Genomic DNA, 4,450 nt, shown 5'->3' with positions numbered 1-4,450 from the left:
GGCCAGGCGGTCGAGCGAGGCGAGCGCCTCGTCGGGCTCGTCCGTGAAGGGCGCGGGCTGCGGCCCGGTCCGTCCCGTGAGCACGTGCCGAGTGGTCAGCGCGTCGCCGACGAACACCGCGTCGACGGCCGGCACGTGCACCGCGATGCTCCCCGGCGAGTGGCCGGGCATCCCGATGACGACCGGAGCACCGGGCAGATCCAGCACGTCGCCGTCGCCGACGTCCGTGACGACCGACACGTGATGTGTGCGCAGGGCGTTCTTGCGCAGGCCGTAGGCGAAGAAGCCGAGCGTGGGCCCGATCTTCGCCGGCCCCATCGCGGTCTTCGGCTTCTCCCCGGTGCGCACACGATGGCTGTCGGCCGCATGGATGAACACCGGCACTCCCGCCTCTGTGCGCAGCCGCTCGGCGAAGCCGATGTGATCGCCGTCGCCGTGGGTGAGGACGAGTCCGCGGATGTCGGACAGCGGGCGACCGAGCGCGGCGAGTTCACGCTGCAGATCGTGCCAGTGCCCTGGCAGCCCCGCGTCGATCAGGGTGATGCCCTCGGGCAGGTCGATCAGGTACGAGGCGACGATGTCGTTGCCGAGGCGGTGCAGGTGCGGTGCGAGCTTCATGGCGGATCCTCTCGGGATGATTGCGATGGCTACGTTACGTAGCTATCATGGCTATTGTCAATAGCCATCCAGGGAGGATCCGATGCCGACACCGGAACGCACGTCCACCGACGAGATCGTCGCGGCCGGACGGGAGATCCTCGAGGTCGCGGGACCTTCGGGCCTCACGATGCAGGCGGTCGCGAACAGGGTGGGCGTCCGCGCCCCCTCGCTCTACAAGCGGGTGCGGGACCGGGATGCTCTGCACGCCGCCGTCGCCACCGCGTCGATCGATGCGCTCACCGCGCGGCTCGAAGCCGCGGGTGACGACATCGGTGCGCTCGCTCATGCCTACCGCGACTTCGCGCACGCACATCCGGAGGGCTTCCGGATCATGTTCACGATCGCGGCTCCGCATGACGCGCTGGAACGTTCGGCGGCACCCCTCATGCGCGCCGCCGCCTCCCTGGTCGGTGACGACGACGCGCTCGACGCCGCCCGTCTGTTCACCGCCTGGGCGACCGGCTTCCTGCAGATGGAGCTGTCCGGAGCGTTCCGACTCGGCGGTGACGTCGACCGCGCTTTCGAGTACGGCCTGCGTCGACTCATCGCCGGGATGGGCGGCTGAATCGTCACGGGTTCGATCACCGTCGCGCACCGGCATCCGCATCCGGACTCGCGCACCGCGGGCCGCCGGGCTACTTCATCGTGTCGAGGATGCCGACGAGGTCTTCGAACGTGGTGAGGGGATTCAGGATGGCGAAGCGTGTGTTCGGACGCCCGGCATGGGAGCTGGGGACCACGAACGCCCGCTGCGAGTCGAGCAGGGCCGCCGACCATCGGTCGTAGTCGGCACGCCCCCAACCGTCGCGCTCGAACACCACGATCGACAGCTGCGGGTCTCGCACCAGACGCAGCTCCGGACGTCGGGCGATCTCCGCGGCGATCCGTCGCGTCAGCGCGAGTCCGGCACTCACCGCCTCACGATAGGCCGTGACCCCATAGGTCGCGACCGAGAACCACATGGGCAGGCCGCGCGGGCGACGCGTCAGCTGGATGGAGTAGTCCGAGGGGCTGAACTCGTCGACGTCGGTGAGGATGTCGAGGTATTCGGCGTGCTGCGTGTGCGCCCGGCGCCCGCTGTCGGGGTCGCGGTAGATCAGCGCGCAGCAGTCGAACGGTGCGAACAGCCATTTGTGCGGATCGACGATGACCGAGTCGGCGTGCTCGACGCCGGCGAAGATGTGCCGCGCTTCCGGCGCCAGCATCGCGGTGAGACCGTAGGCACCGTCGATATGCAGCCAGAAATCGAACTCGTCCTTGAGCGCCGCGATCCCCTCGATGTCGTCGACGATGCCGAAGTTGGTCGAGCCGCCGGTCGCGACGACCGCACAGATCTCGTCACCGTGCGCGAGGAGGGCTTCGCGCACGCCCTCCGCACGCAGCACGCCGTCGTCGCCCGCAGGAACCAGCAGCACGTCGGCATCCATCACCTTCGCGGCCGACTTGTTCGAGGAGTGCGCCTCGACGCTGCACAGGATCTTCCATCGGGTCGGCAGCTCCTTGCCGGCCGCGATCAGCCGCGCCTTCGCCGCCTCGCGCGCGGCGACCAGTGCCGAGAGGTTGCCGATCGTGCCGCCCTGCACGAACACTCCGCCCGCGGTCTCGGGCAGCCCGAACTCGCTCGCGAGCCACGACAGCACCTCGTTCTCGGCGTGCACGGCCCCCGCGCCCTCGAGCCAGCTGCCGCCGTAGAGCCCGGATGCCGACACGACGAGGTCGAACGCGATCGCCGCCATGGTCGGCGCTGTCGGGATGAACGACAGATACAGCGGGTGGCTCGTGGTCAGGCACGCCGGGGCGAGGACGTGCTCGAACACGCTGAGGGCCCGCGCGGCCCCGAGTCCCGCATCGGTGATCGTGGGCCCGACGAGGCGGTTCAGCTCGGCCTCGGACTGAGGCTTGTCGAGCGGCACGTCGGCAGCGAGCATGCGACGACGCGAGTAGTCGAGCACGGCGTCGACGATCGCCGTCGATTCGGGCGAGGCCGCGTGCATGCGCACAGCATCCATGGGCGTTCCTTTACTTGTCATCAGATCGGGAGTCGGCAGATCGGGAGTCGGCAGATCGGGTGTCGGGCGGTGCGGTGTCGAGCGGTGCGGTGTCGAGCACGGCCGACAGTGCACGCCTGGCCAGGTCGGCGCGGTCGCGGGGCGCCCACTTCACGAGGGAGTGCGCGTTCATTCCGTCGACCATCGCGAGCAGCAGCCACGCGGCCATGTCGGCGCGGCCGGCCGCGATCGCATCGGTCGCCGCGGCCCGGGCGAAGATCTGCTCCAGCGCGCTCTGCCACGCGTCCATCTCCTGCCGCACGCGGGCGGCGAGCGCCTCGTTGCGAGCACCGAGCGCCCACGCCTGCACCCAGATCAGGGTGACGTCGTCGCGGTCGGCGTCGAGGAGTGTCTCGATCAGGCGCAGCAGACCGGCCCGTAGCGCGGCGGGGCCGTCGGCGCCATCGAACGCGGCGATCACCTCGTCGCGCTCAGCCGCCACGATCAGCCCGAACACATCGGCGACGAACGCGTCCATCCCCGGCCGGTAGTGCGCCACGAGCGCCGGAGTCACCCCGACGCGAGCGGCGACCGCCCGCACGGTGAGGCTCTCGAGACCACTCTCGCGCGCAAGGCCGATCGCGCCGTCGAGGATCGAGTGATCGCGCTCCTCCGGCGACATCCGGCGAGCGCCCGCACCTGTTGACGTGGTCTTCATCAGGGGTTACCGTAACACCTGTTGATCGCATGTTCAATAGAAGAACCGGCAGCAGCGAGGAGATCACGATGAGCTGGCGCATGCCCACCGAGACCGCACGTCACGAGCGCACCTGGATGGCGTTCCCTGCAGAGGGCGAGACCCTCGGCGACACCGACACGGCGCGCGAAGAGGGCTACGCCACCTGGACCGCCGTCGCCCATGCGGTCGCAGAATTCGAGCCCGTGTCGATGCTGGTCGACCCGAGCGAGGTCGGCAGGGCCCGGCGCATGCTCAGCAGCAGCATCGAGATCGTCGAAGCGCCGGTCGACGAGTTCTGGATGCGCGATTCCGGGCCGACGTTCGTGGTCGACGACGACCGGCCGGGAGTGCTCGGTGCGGTCGACTGGATCTTCAACGGCTGGGGTGCGCCGGAATGGGCCGAGTGGCGCAAGGCCGCGCAGCACGCGCGCATCGTCGCCGGCGCCGTCGGGGCGGAGCTCGTGAGCTCCACACTCGTGAACGAGGGCGGCGGCATCCACGTCGACGGCGAGGGCACCGTGCTCCTCACCGAGACCGTGCAGCTCGACCCTCGGCGCAACCCCTACGCCGACAAGCAGCGGATCGAGGCCGAGATGGCCCGCACGATCGGCACGACCACGGCGATCTGGCTGCCCCGTGGGCTCACTCGCGACTACGACGACTTCGGTACCAACGGCCACGTCGACATCGTCGCCACCATCGTCTCACCCGGGCGGCTGCTGCTGCACGATCAGCAGAACCCCGACCACCCCGACCACGCGGTCACGCGCGAGCTGCGCGACCTGCTCGCGGAGCAGACGGATGCCGCCGGCCGCCGCTTCGAGGTGATCGGGCTGCCCGCGCCGTCGACGCTCGCGGACGATGAGGGCCCTGTCGACTGGAGCTACGTGAACCACCTCGTCACGAACGGCGGCGTGGTGGCCTGCGGCTTCGGCGACGAGAAGGCCGATGCCGCGGCGCGCGAGATCCTCGCCGACGCCTACCCCGGACGCCGGGTCGTCACGGTGGATGCGCGCCCGCTGTTCGACCGCGGCGGAGGGATCCACTGCATCACCCAGCAGCA

The 4,450-nt window shown here is 69.9% G+C and carries 5 protein-coding genes; 2 read left to right on the top strand and 3 right to left on the bottom strand.

Features of this window, described 5'->3' with window-relative positions:
- The coding region (locus B2869_RS06880; RefSeq protein ID WP_292764243.1) for an MBL fold metallo-hydrolase at nt 1-618 on the bottom strand (618 nt) is incomplete at its 3' end.
- 82 nt (nt 619-700) lie between these two features.
- On the opposite strand from B2869_RS06880, the gene B2869_RS06875 reads away from it, so the two are divergent.
- Complete coding sequence (locus B2869_RS06875) at nt 701-1,225, top strand: TetR/AcrR family transcriptional regulator (RefSeq protein WP_292764240.1); 525 nt, start codon at nt 701-703, stop codon at nt 1,223-1,225.
- Between the two features lie 70 nt (nt 1,226-1,295).
- On the opposite strand, the gene B2869_RS06870 is transcribed toward B2869_RS06875, so the two are convergent.
- Entirely contained in the window at nt 1,296-2,669 is a 1,374-nt protein-coding gene (locus B2869_RS06870) for a pyridoxal phosphate-dependent decarboxylase family protein (RefSeq protein WP_292764237.1), read from the bottom strand.
- A gap of 10 nt (nt 2,670-2,679) precedes the next feature.
- On the bottom strand, nt 2,680-3,366 hold the full coding sequence (locus B2869_RS06865) for a TetR/AcrR family transcriptional regulator (protein WP_292764234.1): 687 nt from the start codon (nt 3,364-3,366) through the stop codon (nt 2,680-2,682).
- A 68-nt stretch (nt 3,367-3,434) separates the two neighbouring features.
- Here B2869_RS06865 and B2869_RS06860 point away from each other — a divergent pair.
- A partial coding sequence (locus B2869_RS06860) for an agmatine deiminase family protein (RefSeq protein ID WP_292764231.1) occupies nt 3,435-4,450 on the top strand: 1,016 nt, incomplete at its 3' end.

This window comes from Microbacterium sp. UBA3486 (assembly GCF_002377845.1).
Lineage (GTDB): Bacteria > Actinomycetota > Actinomycetes > Actinomycetales > Microbacteriaceae > Microbacterium > Microbacterium maritypicum_A.
Note: the sequence above shows the minus strand (reverse complement) of the source record. Positions and strands in the feature narration are given on the sequence as shown.